The organism is Agrococcus sp. SCSIO52902 (genome assembly GCF_022983135.1).
GTDB classification, from domain to species: domain Bacteria; phylum Actinomycetota; class Actinomycetes; order Actinomycetales; family Microbacteriaceae; genus Agrococcus; species Agrococcus sediminis.
Genome location: NZ_CP095269.1, coordinates 2,613,376 through 2,628,855 on the forward strand (window position 1 = coordinate 2,613,376; position 15,480 = coordinate 2,628,855).

The following is a 15,480-nucleotide window of genomic DNA, read 5'->3' on the forward strand; positions in this document are numbered from 1 at the left end:
GCGTCAGAAGAGCCTCCTCGTGGCGTCGCGGACCTCGCCGACGAGCTCCTCGATGATGTCCTCGAGGAACAGCAGGCCGGTCGTCGCGCCCTCCGCGTCGAACGACCGCGCGATGTGCGCGCCCGTCGAGCGCATGATCGCGAGCGCGTCCTCGACGTCGGACTCCTCGTAGATCGAGGCGAGCTGGCGGATGCGCTTGGCCGGCACGGGCTCGTCGGCCTGCACGTCGTCGGCGCCCAGCACGTCCTTGATGTGCACGTAGCCCGTCGGGTGGCCCTCGGCGTCGGAGATGACGTAGCGCGAGAAGCCGCGCTCGCGCACGGCCGCCTCGACGTCGCCGGGCGTCGCGCCCGCGGGCAGCGTGACGATCTCGTCGAGCGGCAGCGCCACGTCGCGCACCCGGCGCTCGGTGAACTCGAACGTGCGCGAGATGGCGCCCGTCGGGTCGAACAGCAGCCCCTCGCGCTTCGAGGTCTCGACGATCGTCTCGACCTCGTCGATCGTGAAGGTGCTCGACGCCTCGTCGACCGGCTCGACGCGGAAGAGCCGCAGGATGCCGTTCGCGACCGCGTTCATCACCCAGATGACGGGCTTGAACACGCGCGAGATGAGCACGAGCGGCGGGGCGAGCAGCAGCACCGCGCGGTCGGGCACCGAGAACGCGGCGTTCTTCGGCACCATCTCGCCGAGCACGACGTGCAGGTACGTGACGAGCAGCAGCGCGATCACGAACGCCACGACCGACACGACCTCGGGCGCGAGGCCCGTGAACGCGAGCGGCCCCTCGAGCAGGTGGTGGATCGCCGGCTCGGAGACGTTGAGGATGAGCAGCGAGCAGATCGTGATGCCGAGCTGGCACATCGCCAGCATGAGCGAGACGTGCTCCATCGCCCACAGCGCGAGCTTCGCGGCGCGGTTGCCGCGGTCGGCGAGCGGCTCGATCTGGCTGCGCCGCGCCGAGATGACGGCGAACTCGGCGCCGACGAAGAAGGCGTTCGCGACCAGCAGGATCACGAGCCAGAGGATGCCCAGCCAGTCCTCGCTCATCGGTGCCCCTCCTCGGTCGCGGTGGGCCTCGCGGTGAACCGCACGCGGTCGACGCGGCGGCCGTCGACGCGCTCGACGCGCAGGCTGCCGCCCTCGACGTCGACCGTGTCGCCGACGGCGGGCAGCGAGCCCAGCTCGGCCATGATGAAGCCGCCGATCGTCTCGTAGGGGCCGTCGGGCGGCACGGCGACGCGCGTGCGCTCGAGCAGCTCGTCGGGGCGCAGCGAGCCCGGGAACGTCACCCATCCGGGGCCCTGCACGACCTCGACGAGGTGGCGGTCGTGCTCGTCGGCCACCTCGCCGACGACCTCCTCGATGAGGTCCTCGAGGGTCGCGATGCCGGCGGTGCCGCCGTACTCGTCGACGATGATCGCCATCTGGTAGCCGCGCTCCTTGAGGTCCGACAGCAGCGCGTCGAGGTGCAGCGACTCCGGCACGCGGTGCGGCTCCTCGGCGATCGCGGCGACCGGCACGTCGGCGCGGCGATCGCGCGGCACGGCGATCGCCTGCTTGATGTGGGCGATGCCCTGCACCTCGTCGAGGTCGCCGTCGATGACGGGGAACCGCGACAGCCCGGTCGCATGAGCGAGGGCCACGAGGTCGGCCACCGACTCGGAGCGCTCGATCGCCTGCACGCGCGGGCGCGGCGTCATGACGTCGCCGGCGCTCAGCTCCGAGAAGCGGAGCGTGCGCGACAGCAGCGTGGCCGCCCCGGCGTCGAGCGCGCCCTCCATGGCGCTGCGCCGCACGAGCGTCGAGAGCTCCTCAGCGGTGCGGGCGCCCGAGAGCTCCTCCTTCGGCTCGAGGCCGATGGAGCGCAGGATGCCGTTGGCGGAGCCGTTGAGCGCCAGCACGGCGGGCTTGAAGATCGCGGTGAAGGCGCGCTGGAAGGGCGTGACGGCGATCGCCGTGCCGAGCGGCCGCGCGAGCGCGAAGTTCTTGGGCACGAGCTCGCCGACGATCATCGAGAGCACGGTGGCGCCCGTCATCGCGATCACGCTCGCGAGCGGCCTCGCGAAGCCCTCGTCGAGCCCCCACGAGACCAGCACGGGCGTGAGCTGGCGCGAGATCGCCGGCTCCATCGTGTAGCCGGTGAGCAGCGTCGTGAGGGTGATGCCCAGCTGCGCGCTCGAGAGGTGCGTCGAGGTCTGGCGCAGCGCCTTGATGGTGCCCTCGAGCCGGCCCTCGCCGCGGGCGCGGCGCGCCTCGAGCTCGGAGCGGTCGAGGTTGACGAGCGCGAACTCGCTCGCCACGAAGAGGCCGGTCCCGATCGTGAGCACCACGCCGATGGAGATGAGGATCGCATCCATCAGCGGATCGGGTCCGGCGAGGGACTATGACTGTCGTCGTTCACCCGGGCATCCTACCCGGCCTCACCACGAGACCGGCAGCGCCTTGCCCTCCTCGTAGCCGGCCGCCGACTGCACCCCGACGCGCGCCCGCTCGCGGAACGCGGGCACCGTGTCGGCCCCCGCGTACGTGAAGGACGACCGCACGCCGGCGGTGATCATGTCGACGAGGTCCTCGACGCTCGGCCGCTGCGGGTCGAGCAGGATCGTCGACGACGAGATGCCCTCGGCGAAGAGCCGCTTGCGCGCGAGCTCGTAGGCGTCGAGCTGCCCGAAGCGCCCGAGCACCGCGCGCGTCGAGGCCATGCCCCACGACTCCTTGTACAAGCGGCCCTGCCCGTCGCGCTGCAGCCTCCCCGGCGCCTCGATCGTGCCGGCGAACCACGAGCCGATCATGACGCTCGAGGCGCCCGCCGCGAGCGCGAGCGCCACGTCGCGCGGGTAGCGCACGCCGCCGTCGGCCCACACGCGCGCGCCGAGCTCGATGGCCGTCGCCGAGGTGTCGAGCACCGCCGAGAACTGCGGCCGGCCGACGGCCGTCATCATGCGCGTCGTGCACATGGCGCCCGGCCCGACGCCCACCTTCAGGATCGACGCGCCCGCCGCGACGAGGTCGCGGACGCCGTCGGACGAGACGATGTTGCCCGCGGCGACCGGCACGTCGTCGCCCACCGCGGCGCGGACGGCCTCGAGCGCCCGCAGCATCCCCTCCTGGTGGCCGTGCGCCGTGTCGACGACGATCACGTCGGCGCCCGCGTCGACGAGCGCCTTCGCCTTCGCTCCCGGGTCGCCGTTGATGCCGACCGCGGCGGCGACGCTCAAGCGGCCGGATGCGTCGAGGGCGGGACGGTAGATGTCGGAGCGGATGGCGCCGAGGCGCGAGGCGATCCCGATCGCCCTGCCCTCCTCGACGACCGGCGCGACGTCGACGCCCTCGCGCTCGAGCGCGGCGAACATCGCGCGGCCGTCGGCCGCGTCCGAGGGCGACAGGTGCGACAGGTGCGAGTGCAGCAGGTCGCCGAGCCGCGCGTCGCCGAGCGCCGAGCCGAGCCGCTCCGCCGGGATCGCGCCGAGCAGCGTGCCGTCGGCGTCCTCGACGACCACCGCGTGCCCGGCCATGGCCGGCACGCGCTCGAGGACGTCCTGCACGACGTCGTCGGCGCTCGCCCGGTGCGGCGACTCGAGCCGCACCGGCTGTGCCTTCACCCAGTCGATCGACGCGACCGTCTCCTCCAGCGGCGGATCCTGCGTGAGCACCGCCATGCCGCCGCGCCGCGCGAGCGTCGCCGCCATGCGCGGGCCGGTGACCGAGCTCATGTTCGAGGCGACGATCGGCAGCGACGTGCCGGTGCCGTCGTCGGGCGACAGGTCGACGCTCATGCGGGACCCGACGTCGCTGCGGCTGGGGACCAGGAACACGTCGGAGTAGGTGAGGTCGTGCTCCGGCAGGTCGTCGATGAAGCGCATGCCTCCAGGGTAGAGCGGTCAGTCCTTCGCCTGACCCCAGTCGTCGACGACCGCGGTCTGCACCGGGAAGTCGACCGGGAAGTCGCCGAAGAGCACGCGGCCGGCGAGCGCCGCCGCCTCGCGCACCGACTCGGCCACCGCATCCGCGTGCTCGACCGGGGCCTGCACGATCACCTCGTCGTGCAGGAAGCACACGAGTGCCGCGCCCTCGACGTCGCGGATCGCGCGGCGCACGCCGGCCATCCAGGCGAGCGCCCACTCGGCGGCGGTGCCCTGCACGACGAAGTTGCGCGTGAACCGGCCCCAGGCCCGCGCCTGCCGGGCGCCGCGCTCGTCGTCGCGCCAGCGCGGCGGCAGCGGCGACGTGCGGCCGAGCCACGTGCGCACGCGCTCGCGCCGCTCGCCGGCCCGCGCCGCCTGCTCGACCGCCGCGAGCGCCTTCGGATAGGCGCGGGCGAGGCGCGGCAGCACCACCGCCGACTCGCCAGTCGTGCCGCCGTAGAGGGCGCCCAGCATGCCGAGCTTGCCGTGCTGGCGGCTGTCGACCACGCCCCGGTCGACGAGCCCCTGGTAGAGGTCGGCACCGCGCCCCGCCTCCGCGAGCGCCTCGTCGCGGGCGAGCGCGGCGAGCGCGCGCGGCTCGAGCTGCGCGGCGTCGGCGACCACGAGGCGCATGCCGGGCTCCGCCGCGACCGCGCCGCGGATCTGCCGCGCGATCTGCATCGCCCCCGAGCCCTCCGTCGCCCACCGGCCGGTGACGACGCCTCCCGGCACGTACTCGATCGCGAGCCGGCAGCGGCCCCGCTCGTCGACCCGCGCCCACCGCTGCGCCCACGCCCAGCCGTTGGCCGTGTGCAGCCGCGCGAGCCGCTTGTACGCCAGCAGCGGCGCGATCACGGGGTGCTCGAGCCCGCGCAGCTCCCATCGCGCCGTCGAGGACGCGTCGAGGCCCGCGCGCCGCAGCGCCCGCAGCACCTCCTGCGGCGAGTCGGGGTTGAGGCCGGGCTCGCCGAGCGCGGCGCGCACCTCGCCGGCGAGCTGCTCCATGCGCCGCGGCCTGCCGCCGGCGCCGGCGCCGCGCTCGCCGAGCGCCTCGACGAGCAGCGCATCGTGCCTCGCGCGGTCGAACGGCAGGCCCTCGCGGCCGAGCTCGGTCGCGACCACCGCCCCCATCGACTCCGCCCCGGCCAGCATCGCGAGGCCCGTGTCGGCCCCGATCGCGCGCTCCTGAGCGCCGAGCTGCAGCGCGAGCTCGTCGAGCGGCTCGGCCTCGGGCGCGAGCGAGAAGAGGCCCTCGGCGTCGCGGCGCAGCGGGCGCGCCCAGCGCTCCTCGAGCGGCAGCCCGCGCGCGTCGGCGAGGATGCGGTGCACGAGCCGCACGTCGCGCGCGCGCTCGATGCGCACCCCGGCCGCGAGCAGCGCCGGCACGACCGCGCGCGCGTCCTGCCAGACGAGGCGCACGCCTGCCCGCGTCAGGCGCTCGTCGTCGGCGATGCGCTGCGCGTCGTGGACGCGCACGTCGACGGCCCGCTCGGCGTCGAGCGTCGCCACCGCCATGCGCTCGCCGTGCGCCAGCGGCACGACCGCGACATCCATGGCCCGAGGCTACGCCGAGCCGCCCACGCGCTCGCGCGCCCATAGCCCCCGTTCACCGGCGTGGTGCACCATGTCCCTGGAGGCAGTGCGATGACCGCGCAGGTGGTGGTGCTCAACGCGACGCTCGAGCCGATCGGGGTCGCCTCGCTGCAGCGCGCCGTCGCGTTCATCGTCAAGGAGCGGGCGCAGATCATGCTCGCCGCCGACGGCACGATCCGGTCGAACTCCCTCGAGCTGCCCGTGCCGCGCGTCGTGGTCTTCAACGAGTACGTGCAGATCCCCCACACCCGGCTGTACGACCGCATGCCGTGGAGCAGGCGGGGCGTGCTCGACCGCGACCGCCGCCGCTGCGCCTACTGCGAGGGGCCGGGCGCGACGATCGACCACATCCACCCCGCCTCGCGCGGCGGCGCATCGACGTGGCTCAACACCATCACGGCGTGCGTGGCGTGCAACGGCGCGAAGGGCGACCGCACGCCGAGCGAGGCCGGCATGCCGCTGCGCTTCGAGCCGCGCGTCGTCTGGCGACGCGAGGTCATGCTGCTCGCCGTCGAGGCCGCCGGCGTCGACCTCGCGGAGCTCGGCCTGCGGCACTGAGCGCGGCCGCGGCGCGACTATGCTGGAGGGCGATGTCGCCGCGGACTGCCTGCGGCATGCCCGAGAAGAACATCGGAAGAGGCGATCGATACCGTGTCCAGCCCGGCGGACGACAGTGACTTCGGAGCGAACGAGTGGCTCGTCGAGGAGCAGTACCAGCTCTTCGTGAAGGACAGGGGGTCGGTCGCCCAGTCGTGGTGGCCCATCCTCGAGCGGTACGCCGCGCAGCGTGACGGCGGCGGTGCCGCCACCGGCATGAGCGAGGCGCCGAAGGCCGCGACCGCGACGGCCACCGCAGAGCCGCCGAAGCCCGCGCCGGCGACCGAGGCGCCCGCCGCTCCCGCCGCGACGCCCGCTCCGCCCAAGCAGCCCGCGCCGCCGCGGAAGCCGGTCCGCGCCGAGTCGCGCCCCGACCAGCCCGTCGACTCCGGCGAGGGCCAGCGCAACCAGGACGCCCCGCAGGAGAACACCGAGGGCCAGGCCGACACGCCCGCCCCCGCGAAGGCCGACGGCGGCATCGTGGCCCGCACGACCCGGCAGGCGGCCCGCCCGAAGCCGGTGCCCGCTGACGCGCCGACCGCGACCGACAAGCAGGCGGCGAAGGAGGCGAAGCCGACCGAGGAGCCGGTCGTCACGACCCTCCGCGGCATGCCGAAGTCGCTCGCCGCCAACATGGACAAGTCGCTGTCGGTGCCGACCGCGACGAGCGTGCGCACCGTGCCGGCGAAGCTGATGATCGACCAGCGCATCGTCATCAACAACCACCTGCGCCGCACGCGCGGCGGCAAGGTCTCGTTCACGCACATCATCGGCTACGCCCTCGTGCAGGCGCTCAAGGCCTTCCCGAGCCAGAACGTCTACTACGACGAGATCGACGGCAAGCCCGCGATGGTCGCGCCGCCGCACATCAACCTCGGCATCGCGATCGACATGCCGAAGCCCGACGGCTCGCGCGCGCTGCTCGTGCCGAGCATCAAGAGCTGCGAGACGATGGACTTCTCGGAGTTCGTGGCCGCATACGAGGCGCTCGTCAAGAAGGCGCGGGCCAACAAGCTCGAGGCCGGCGACTTCGCCGGCACCACCATCTCGCTCACGAACCCCGGCGGCATCGGCACCGTGCACTCGGTGCCGCGCCTCATGCAGGGCCAGGGCGCCATCATCGGCGTCGGCGCGCTCGACTACCCGGCGGAATTCATGGGCTCGAGCCCCGAGCGGCTCGCCGAGGCGGGCATCGGCAAGACGGTCACGATGACCTCGACGTACGACCACCGCGTGATCCAGGGCGCCGGCTCCGGCGAGTTCCTGAAGATCGTGCACGGGCTGCTCGTGGGCGAGCAGGACTTCTACCGCGGCATCTTCGCCGACCTGCGCATCCCCTACGAGCCGATCAAGTGGTCGACCGACGTCTCCGTGCGCGCCGCCGACGAGCTCTCGAAGCAGACGCGCGTCGCGCAGCTCATCAACTCGTTCCGCGTGCGCGGCCACCTCATGGCCGACATCGACCCGCTCGAGTACGTGCAGCGCACCCACCCCGACCTCGAGATCGAGCAGCACGGCCTCTCGTTCTGGGACCTCGACCGCGAGTTCGTCACCGGCGGCTTCGGCGGCAAGCGCTCGGCGCTGCTGCGCGACATCCTCGGCGTGCTGCGCGACACCTACTGCCGCACCATCGGCATCGAGTACATGCACATCGCCGACCCGGCGCAGCGCCAGTGGTTCCAGAGCCACCTCGAGGTGCCGTACGTCAAGCCCACGCACGACGAGCAGATGCGCATCCTGCGCAAGCTCAACGAGGCCGAGGCGTTCGAGACGTTCCTGCAGACGAAGTACGTCGGCCAGAAGCGCTTCTCGCTCGAGGGCGCCGAGTCGATGATCGCGTTCCTCGACGCCGTCCTCGCCGGCAGCGCCGAGGCGGGCCTCGAGGAGGTCGCGATCGGCATGCCGCACCGCGGCCGCCTCAACGTGCTCACCTCGATCGCGGGCAAGACCTACGGGCAGGTGTTCCAGGAGTTCGAGGGCGCCGCCGTGTTCCAGGGCTCCGGCGACGTGAAGTACCACCTGGGCAACCAGGGCGAGTTCACCGCGGCCGACGGCTCGACCGTGCCCGTCTACCTCGCCGCCAACCCCTCGCACCTCGAGGCCGTCAACGGCGTGCTCGAGGGCATCGTCCGCGCCAAGCAGGACCGCATCGGCGACGGCGAGCACTCGGTGCTGCCGATCCTCGTGCACGGCGATGCGGCGAACGCCGGCCAGGGCGTGGTCTTCGAGACGCACCAGCTGTCGCAGCTGCGCGCCTACCAGACCGGCGGCACCATCCACCTCGTCGTCAACAACCAGCTCGGCTTCACGACCCCGCCGAGCGAGTCGCGCTCCTCGACCTACGCGACCGACATCGCGAAGTCGATCCACGCGCCCGTGCTGCACGTGAACGGCGACGACCCCGAGGCCGTCGTGCGGGTCGCCGAGCTCGCGTTCCAGTACCGCCAGGAGTTCAAGCGCGACATCGTCGTCGACCTCATCTGCTACCGCCGCCGCGGGCACAACGAGGGCGACGACCCCACGATGACGCAGCCGCTCATGTACTCGCTCATCGAGGCCAAGCGCTCGGTGCGCACGCTCTACGCCGAGAACCTCGTCGGCCGCGGCGACATCACGAAGGACGAGTACGAGGCGGCGCAGGCCGACTTCCAGAGCAAGCTCGAGCAGGCGTTCATGGAGACGCACGCCGCCGCCACCGGCTCGATGCCCATCGTCACGCCGCACGCCGACCAGACGGTCGCGGGCGAGCCGGAGTCGACCGGTGTCGACGCATCCGTCATCGCCGCCATCGGCGACGCGCACGGCAACGCGCCCGAGTCGTTCACGGTGCACCCGAAGGTCAAGCAGGTGCTCGACAAGCGCGTCAAGGCGAGCCGCGAGGGCGGCGTCGACTGGGCGTTCGGCGAGCTGCTCGCGCTCGGCTCGCTGCTGCTCGAGGGCACGCCGGTGCGCATGTCGGGCCAGGACACGCGTCGCGGCACCTTCGTGCAGCGGCACGCGGTCATGCACGACCGGCACAACGGCCAGGAGTGGCTGCCGCTCGCGAACCTCGGCGAGCAGCAGGGGCGCCTGTCGATCTACGACTCGCTGCTGAGCGAGTACGCGGCGATGGCGTTCGAGTACGGCTACTCGGTCGAGCGGCCCGATGCGCTCGTGCTGTGGGAGGCGCAGTTCGGCGACTTCGCCAACGGCGCGCAGATCGTGATCGACGAGTTCCTCGCCTCGGCCGAGCAGAAGTGGAACCAGCAGTCGTCGCTCGTGCTGCTGCTGCCGCACGGCTACGAGGGCGCCGGCCCCGACCACTCCTCGGCCCGCATCGAGCGGTTCCTGCAGCTGTCGGCCGAGAACAACATGACGATCGCCCGGCCGTCGACGCCCGCGAACCACTTCCACCTGCTGCGCCGCCAGGCGTACGCGCGTCCGCGCCGCCCGCTCGTGGTCTTCACGCCGAAGGCCATGCTGCGCCTGCGCGACGCGACGAGCGCGGTCGAGGACTTCACGAGCGGCCGCTTCCAGCCGGTGATCGACGACCAGCAGGTGCAGGACGCGGGCGCTGTCACGCGCGTGCTGCTGCACTCGGGCAAGATCCACTACGACCTGAAGGCCGAGCTCGCCAAGCGCGGCCGCAGCGACATCGCGCTCGTGCGGGTCGAGCAGCTCTACCCGCTGCCGGTGGACGAGATCAACGCCGCCGTCGACCGCTACCCGAACGCGCAGCTCGTCTGGGTGCAGGAGGAGCCGCTCAACCAGGGCGCATGGCCGTTCGTGCACCTCGCGCTCCCCCGCCACCTGCACGGCCGCACGCTCAAGGTGGTCGGCCGCGCCGCATCCGCGAGCCCCGCCACGGGCTCGGCGAAGCGCTCGTCGCAGGAGCTGCAGGCGATCCTGGAGTCCTCGCTCGGCTGAGCATCCTTCGGCTGAGCAACGCCTCAGCGCCGCCTGACGATCCCCGCATGAGTCCGCTCATGCGGGGATCGTCGCTTGCCGCCGTCTCCACGCTCTGCATACTGTGTTCTAGAACGCTGTTATCGCAATCGAACGGGTGGTGCAGGTGGTGCAGGTGCAGGGAGCGGCCGCTCCGCTCGGAGCCCGCGCGCGAGCGGTCGGGATCACGCTCCCCGGGGCGCAGTCGCCCCGTGCGACCCGGACCCTGACCCGCCGGCTGCAGTGGGAGCGGCGCAGCCGCACCCGCCTCGTCGTCGCCGACACTGCGATCGTGCTCGCCGCGACCCTGCTCGTCGCGCTCGGCGGCCTCGACACCGCCGCGATCGAGGTCGCCGCCACCGTGGAGCCGGCCGTCGCGGCGCCGCTCGTGACCGTGGCCGCCTGGCTCATCGCGCTCGCCGCCTTCCACTCCCGCGACTCCGCGATCCTCGGCGGCGGCGCGACCGAGTACCGGCGCGTCGCGCACGCGACGGGGATCGCCTTCGCCGTGCTCGCCGCCCCCGCGCTCGTCGTCGCTTGGCCGGAGCTGCGGCTGCAGCTGCTGCTGGCGCTGCCGGCCGGCCTCGTCGCCCTGCTCATCAGCCGCTGGCAGTGGCGCCGCTGGCTGCTCGCCCGGCGCCGCGAGGGCGAGTGGGCATCGCGCACCATCATCATCGGCGACCGCGACGAGGTCTCCTACGTGCTCGAGCGGCTCGGAGGCATCCGCGACCTGGCCTACCGGGTGGTGGGCGCCGCGGTCACGGGCGATCCGGGCGATCCGCTCGAGCTCGACGGCCGGCCGGTGCCGGTGCTCACCTCGAAGGCCTCGCTCGCCGAGAGCGCCGAGCGCATGGGCGCCGACACCGTCATCCTCGCGGCGAAGCCGGACGCCGATCCCGAGTACCTGACGCGCGTCAGCAGGCAGCTCGAGGGCACCTGCGCCGAGCTCGTGCTCTTCAGCAGGCTCACCGATGTCGCAGGCCCCCGGATCTCGTTCCGGCCTGTCGACGGCCTGCCGCTCATCCAGGTGCGCATCCCCACGTTCGACGGCGGCCGCCACGTGCTGAAGCGCGCGCTCGACATCGTCGTGGCGACGTGCGCGCTGCTCGTGATCGCGGTGCTCGCGGTGCCGATCGCCATCGCCATCCGGCTCGACTCCCCCGGCCCGGTGCTGTTCCGCCAGCAGCGGGTGGGCCGCGACGGCCGCACGTTCGGCATGCTGAAGTTCCGCACCATGCACGTCGACGCCGAGCAGCAGCTCGAGGCCCTGCGAGCGCAGAACGAGGGTGCCGGCCCGCTGTTCAAGCTGCGCAGCGACCCTCGCGTCACGCGTGTGGGCGCCGTGCTGCGCAAGTACTCCCTCGACGAGCTGCCGCAGTTCTGGAACGCGCTGAAGGGCGACATGAGCGTCGTCGGGCCGCGGCCGCCGCTGCCCGGCGAGGTCACCGCCTACGACGGCACCGTCATGCGCCGGCTGTACCTCAAGCCCGGCATCACCGGCCTCTGGCAGATTAGCGGGCGCAGCGACCTCTCGTGGGACGAGAGCGTGCGGCTCGACCTGCGCTACGTCGAGAACTGGTCGGTCATGCAGGACCTCATGATCATGGTCAAGACCGCCCGGGTGATGATGCGCCCGGCCGGCGCGTACTGAGGCGGCCCCCGATGCGCATCGCGATGCTCGGCACCCGGGGCGTCCCCGCCGCCTACGGGGGCTTCGAGACGGCCGTCGAGGAGATCGGCTCGCGGCTGGCCGGGCGCGGGCACGAAGTCACCGTCTACGGCGACCGCGCGCATCCGCGCCTTGACGAGCACCTCGGCATGCGCCTCGTGCACGTGCCGTCGCTGCCGGTGAAGCAGCTCGAGACCCTCAGCCGCACGGGGATCGCGACGCTGCACGCGATCGCCGGCCCGCCGCCCGACGCCGCGTTCGTCTTCAACGCCGCGAACGCGCCGTACGTCTCGCTCCTGCGCGCCCGCGGCATCCCCGTCGCGGTGCACGTCGACGGGCTCGAGTGGCGGCGCGCGAAGTGGGGCGGCGCCGGCCGCGCCTACTACCGCTGGGCCGAGGCCCGCTCGGTGCGCACCGCCGACGCGCTCATCGCCGACGCACCGGGCATCGCCGACTACTACCTCCGCGAGTTCCGGGTGCCGACCGAGCTCATCCGCTACGGCGCGCCCGTGCTGCACCGCTGCTCGACGGCGCCGCTGCGGGCACTGGGGCTCGATGCCGAGCGCTTCCACCTCGCCGTCGCGCGCTTCGAGCCCGAGAACCACGTGCTCGAGATCGTCGAGGGCTACCGGCGCAGCAGCGCGCGGCTGCCGCTCGCGGTCGTGGGATCCGCGCCCTACAGCGCCGACTACACGCGCGCGGTGCGCGACGCGGCCGCCGGCGACGACCGCATCCGGCTCCTCGGCGGCGTCTGGGACCAGGAGCTGCTCGACGCGCTCTACGCCCACGCCTACACCTACGTGCACGGGCACTCGGTCGGCGGCACGAACCCGTCGCTGCTGCGCGCCATGGGCGCCGGCACCGCCACGATCGCCTTCGACGTCGACTTCAACCGCGAGGTGCTCGCCGACGATGCGTGGACCTTCCGCGACGCCGAGCAGCTGGCCGCGGCGCTCGCGCGCGCGGAGGCCGACGAGCCGCTCGTCATCGCGCGGGGCCTCCGCGCCCGCGACCGCGCGGCTCGCGCCTTCCGCTGGGAGGACGTCGCCGACGAGTACGAGCGCCTGGCCGAGGAGCTCGCGACGGGCGCGTCGATGCACGGCTTGGGCCGGACAGCCAGGAGGACGGTGCAGAATGCGAGGTGAGGCTCTGAGAGGGGGTCGCGTTGACGCTCCACGAGTACGCCGCAGCGCTGCGGAAGCACTGGCTGGTGATCGTGCTGCTCGCGGCGCTCGGAGCCGGGGCCGGGTGGGGCGCTTCGCAGCTCATGCCTGAGCGCTTCCGCGCCGAGACGACCGTCATGATCATCCCGGCGCGCGGCGACTCGACGACCGAGCTCGTGCAGGGCTCGAACTACGTGCAGAGCCTCGTGGAGACGTACACCGTGCTCGCGCGCTCCCCCGTGGTGCTCGAGCCCGTCATCGAGCAGATGGGGCTCGACGAGACCGCCGCGCGGCTCGCCGCCCGCACCGACGTCGACGCACCGCTCAACACCGTCGTGATCGAGATCGGGGTGACGGATGCGTCGGGCGAGCGCGCGAGGGACGTCGCCGACGCGATCGCCGTCGAGTTCGCGGACGCCGTCGCCGCGACCTCGCCGGAGGGCGCGGACGGCGAGCCCGCCGTGCGCGTGTCGGTGATCGCCCCCGCGCGCACGCCGCTCGCCGCGATCGCGCCCAACACGCGGCTCAACACCGTGCTCGGCGGCGGCGCGGGCCTCGTGCTCGGCGTGCTCGCCGCGCTCGGGCTGCGCCTGTTCGGCAGCCGGATGGGCACGGTCGAGGAGCTCCAGGAGGTGCTGGGCGAGACGCCGGTGCTCGGCACCGTCGGCCGCGCCGGCGCGGGCGGCGTCGCCGCGTCGCTGCGCGACCATCCCGGAGGGCGCGTCGCCGAGACGCTCCGGCACACGACCGCCGCCCTGAAGTTCGTCGACATGGATCAGTCGCGGCGGGTGCTGCTCGTCTCGAGCGCCGCCGCAGGCGAGGGCAAGTCGTCGCTGAGCGTCGGCCTCGCGCTCACGCTCGCGGATGTCGGGCACCGGGTGCTGCTGGTCGAGGCCGACCTGCGGCGGCCGACGCTCGCCGAGACGACCGGCGTCGAGGGCGCGGTGGGACTGACGACCGTGCTCGTCGGCGACGCGACGCTCGCCGAGGCCGCGCAGCAGTGGGGCCACGCCCGGCTCTCGGTGCTGCCGAGCGGTCCGAAGCCGCCGAACCCCGGGCAGCTGTTCACGAGCGGCAGGCTGCGCGGCGTCATCGAGCAGGCGCGCGCCGCCTACGAGTACGTGATCATCGACGCGCCGCCCGTGCTCGCGGTGAGCGACGCGCTCTGGCTCGCGCCCGCCGCGGACGCCTCCATCCTCGTCGCGCGCGCCGACCGCACCAAGCGCGCGACCCTGCTGCGCGCGATCGCGGCGCTCGACGCGACACCGGCGACGGTGCTCGGCGTGGTCCTGAACGCCGTCACGCTCTCGCGGAGCCCGTACGACAGCACGTCGTGAGCATGCCCACCTGCCTGTTCGCGCATCCGGGGGCCGAGCTGTTCGGCTCCGACCGGATGCTGCTCGAGAGCGTCGTCGCCGCCCGCGAGCAGGGCTGGCGGTGCGTGGTCGCGCTCCCCGAGCACGGCCCGCTCGTCGATGCGCTCCGCGGGGCGGGGGCGACGATCGTGATCGCGCCCTCGCTCGTGCTGCGGAAGGCGCTGCTGCGGCCGAGCGGATGGCCGGCGCTCGTGCGCTCGACCCTCCGCGGCACCGCGGCGGCATGGCGGATCGTCGCTCGCGCTCGGCCGGACGCCGTGTACGTCAACACCATCACGATCCCCCTCTGGCCCGTGGTCGCCCGCCTGCGGGGCGTGCCCTCGATCAGCCACGTGCACGAGGCGGAGGCGTCGGGCTCGCGGCTGGTGAACGCGCTGCTCTACGCGCCGCACCTGCTGTCGCGCCGCGTGCTCGCGAACAGCGCGTTCAGCCTGCGGACGATCGCCGCGAGCCTGCCCGCGCTCGCCCGCAGGGCCGTCGTCGTCGCGAACGGCGTCGCCGCCCCGGCCGACCCCGCTCCCCCGCGCGCCCGCCTCGACGGCCCGCTGCGCGTGCTCTACCTCGGCCGGCTCTCGCCGCGCAAGGGGCCGCAGGTGCTCGTCGCCGCCGCACGGCTCCTGCGCGAGCGCGGCGTCGCCGCGCACGTGGGACTGCTCGGCTCGCCCTTCGCCGGCTACGAGTGGTTCGAGGACGAGCTGCGCGCCTCCGTGCGCGAGGCGGGGCTCGGCGACGCCGTCGCGTTCCACGGGTTCCACGATGACGTCTGGGCGTTCGTCGACGCCTGCGACGTGCTCGTCGTGCCGAGCACCATCGACGAGCCGTTCGGCAACACCGCGGTCGAGGGGATCCTCGCGCTGCGCCCGGTGGTCGCGAGCGACACGAGCGGCCTGCGCGAGGCGGCCGGCGGCTACCCGACCGCGACGCTCGTGCCGCCTGGCGACGCCAGGGCCCTCGCGGACGCGCTCGCGGGGATCGTCGAGCGCTGGGACGAGGTCGTCAGCGGCGTCGCGGCGAGCGCGGCCCAGGCCCAGCGACGCCATGCGCCTGCCGCCTACCGTGCGACGGTCTCCGAGGCACTGCGCGCGGCAGCGCAGGCAGCAGCACCGCGAGGGCGAGCGGGAGCGTGACCATCGCGCTTGCGAACGGGCTGAAGGCCACGTCCCACACGCTCCTGATCGCCAGGAACAGCGCGACCGCCGAGATCGCGCCGCTCGCGATCGCGTGGCCAGCCGAGGCCACGACCGCGAGCAGCA

10 protein-coding genes are annotated in these 15,480 nt (G+C 73.5%); 6 read left to right on the top strand and 4 right to left on the bottom strand.

All coding sequences use genetic code 11. The annotated features are described in order from the left end of the window. Positions 1-3 precede the first annotated feature (3 nt). The 4 genes from MU522_RS12875 to MU522_RS12890 form a co-directional block, all read right to left on the bottom strand. A complete protein-coding gene (locus MU522_RS12875) occupies positions 4-1,047 on the bottom strand; it encodes a hemolysin family protein (protein ID WP_128189667.1) in 1,044 nt (347 codons plus the stop codon). Beyond that, a complete protein-coding gene (locus MU522_RS12880; RefSeq protein WP_246991559.1) occupies positions 1,044-2,357 on the bottom strand; it encodes a hemolysin family protein in 1,314 nt (437 codons plus the stop codon). The genes MU522_RS12875 and MU522_RS12880 overlap by 4 nt, the downstream gene beginning before the upstream one ends. 63 nt (positions 2,358-2,420) lie before the next feature. Then, complete coding sequence (locus MU522_RS12885; protein ID WP_246991560.1) at positions 2,421-3,863, bottom strand: GuaB1 family IMP dehydrogenase-related protein; 1,443 nt, start codon at positions 3,861-3,863, stop codon at positions 2,421-2,423. A gap of 18 nt (positions 3,864-3,881) precedes the next feature. Further along, positions 3,882-5,459: a bifunctional 3'-5' exonuclease/DNA polymerase gene (locus MU522_RS12890; RefSeq protein WP_246991561.1), complete on the bottom strand. Its 1,578-nt coding sequence runs from the start codon at positions 5,457-5,459 to the stop codon at positions 3,882-3,884. A gap of 90 nt (positions 5,460-5,549) precedes the next feature. Between MU522_RS12890 and MU522_RS12895 the strand changes: the two genes are divergently transcribed. The 6 genes from MU522_RS12895 (at position 5,550) to MU522_RS12920 (ending at position 15,354) form a co-directional block, all read left to right on the top strand. Beyond that, positions 5,550-6,056, top strand: coding sequence for an HNH endonuclease (locus tag MU522_RS12895; protein WP_146356828.1), 507 nt, complete (start codon positions 5,550-5,552; stop codon positions 6,054-6,056). 93 nt (positions 6,057-6,149) lie between these two features. Then, positions 6,150-10,001 carry a multifunctional oxoglutarate decarboxylase/oxoglutarate dehydrogenase thiamine pyrophosphate-binding subunit/dihydrolipoyllysine-residue succinyltransferase subunit gene (locus MU522_RS12900; RefSeq protein ID WP_246991562.1) on the top strand — a complete coding sequence of 1,284 codons (3,852 nt, stop codon included), beginning with the start codon at positions 6,150-6,152 and terminating at the stop codon, positions 9,999-10,001. Between the two features lie 136 nt (positions 10,002-10,137). After that, positions 10,138-11,670, top strand: coding sequence for a sugar transferase (locus tag MU522_RS12905; protein WP_246991563.1), 1,533 nt, complete (start codon positions 10,138-10,140; stop codon positions 11,668-11,670). Between the two features lie 11 nt (positions 11,671-11,681). Continuing rightward, positions 11,682-12,833 carry a glycosyltransferase gene (locus tag MU522_RS12910; protein ID WP_246991564.1) on the top strand — a complete coding sequence of 384 codons (1,152 nt, stop codon included), beginning with the start codon at positions 11,682-11,684 and terminating at the stop codon, positions 12,831-12,833. Between the two features lie 20 nt (positions 12,834-12,853). Next, positions 12,854-14,188 (top strand): polysaccharide biosynthesis tyrosine autokinase, encoded by a 1,335-nt coding sequence (locus MU522_RS12915; protein WP_246991565.1) that lies wholly within the window; start codon positions 12,854-12,856, stop codon positions 14,186-14,188. 2 nt (positions 14,189-14,190) lie between these two features. Beyond that, complete coding sequence (locus MU522_RS12920) at positions 14,191-15,354, top strand: glycosyltransferase (RefSeq protein ID WP_246993565.1); 1,164 nt, start codon at positions 14,191-14,193, stop codon at positions 15,352-15,354. Positions 15,355-15,480 lie beyond the last annotated feature (126 nt).

Bases quoted from the DNA above. Each gene is read 5' to 3' on its own strand.
- MU522_RS12875 (WP_128189667.1), bottom strand. From the start codon at position 1,047: ATGAGCGAGGACTGGCTGGGCATCCTCTGGCTCGTGATCCTGCTGGTC.
- MU522_RS12880 (WP_246991559.1), bottom strand. From the start codon at position 2,357: ATGGATGCGATCCTCATCTCCATCGGCGTGGTGCTCACGATCGGGACC.
- MU522_RS12885 (WP_246991560.1), bottom strand. From the start codon at position 3,863: ATGCGCTTCATCGACGACCTGCCGGAGCACGACCTCACCTACTCCGAC.
- MU522_RS12890 (WP_246991561.1), bottom strand. From the start codon at position 5,459: ATGGATGTCGCGGTCGTGCCGCTGGCGCACGGCGAGCGCATGGCGGTG.
- MU522_RS12895 (WP_146356828.1), top strand. From the start codon at position 5,550: ATGACCGCGCAGGTGGTGGTGCTCAACGCGACGCTCGAGCCGATCGGG.
- MU522_RS12910 (WP_246991564.1), top strand. From the start codon at position 11,682: ATGCGCATCGCGATGCTCGGCACCCGGGGCGTCCCCGCCGCCTACGGG.
- MU522_RS12920 (WP_246993565.1), top strand. From the start codon at position 14,191: ATGCCCACCTGCCTGTTCGCGCATCCGGGGGCCGAGCTGTTCGGCTCC.